Origin of the sequence: Paraburkholderia bengalensis (assembly GCF_037126505.1) — a bacterium.
GTDB lineage: Bacteria > Pseudomonadota > Gammaproteobacteria > Burkholderiales > Burkholderiaceae > Paraburkholderia > Paraburkholderia bengalensis.
Genome location: NZ_JACFYJ010000269.1, coordinates 1 through 873 on the forward strand (window position 1 = coordinate 1; position 873 = coordinate 873).

The window sequence follows — 873 nt, forward strand, 5'->3', positions numbered from 1 at the left end:
CTGCGCGACGTGCTCGACGCGCATGGCATCGGCGGCGGCGCGACGGCGGCGGGCATGGGGCACATCGTCGTGATGAACGACTCGCCCGCCGAGTTCGCGCTGAGCCGCTATTCGCGCGACCTGTGGCTGGAACTCGCACCGCAGTTGCGCCCGCGCGACGCATTCGCGCGGTGCGGCACGCTTTGGGTCGCCGCCGACGACGAAGAACTCGAAGCCGCGCGCGCGATGCACGCGGCCTTCGCGGCGCAGCACGTGCCCGCCGACATGCTCGACGCGCGTGCGCTGTCCGACTGCGAGCCGTCCCTGGCGCCGGGCATGGCAGGCGGACTGCTGATCGAACACGACGGCATCGTCTACGCGCCGTCTGCGGCGCAATGGCTGCTCGCACAGTCGCCCGCAGCCGGACTGATCGACGTGCGGCTGGGGGCGCAGGCGGTTCGCGTCGACGCCCACGAGGTCACGCTGTCGACGGGGGAGCGTATCGGCGGCGGGCATATCGTCGTGGCGAACGGTCTTCAGGCGTGCGCGCTTGTGCCGGGCCTGCCGCTGCAGCCGAAAAAAGGCCACTTGCTGATCACTGACCGCTACCCGGACTTCGTGCGGCATCAACTGCTCGAACTCGGCTACATCAAGAGCGCGCATCACGCGACGGGCACGTCCGTCGCGTTCAATGTGCAGCCGCGTCCGACGGGGCAATTGCTGATCGGTTCGTCGCGTCAGTTCGATACCACCGATGCCGCCGTCGAGATGCCCGTGCTTGCGCGCATGTTGCAGCGCGCGGCGCGCTATCTGCCCGGACTGCCCGCGCTCGACTGCCTGCGCGCGTGGACGGGCTTTCGCGCGGCGTCGCCCGACGGCTTGCCGCTGATCGGC

Annotated in this window: 1 protein-coding gene; it reads left to right on the top strand. The window is 70.2% G+C overall.

Annotated features, from left to right (window positions below):
- The coding region (locus tag H3V53_RS43160; protein ID WP_336603037.1) for an NAD(P)/FAD-dependent oxidoreductase at positions 1 to 873 on the top strand (873 nt) is incomplete at both ends.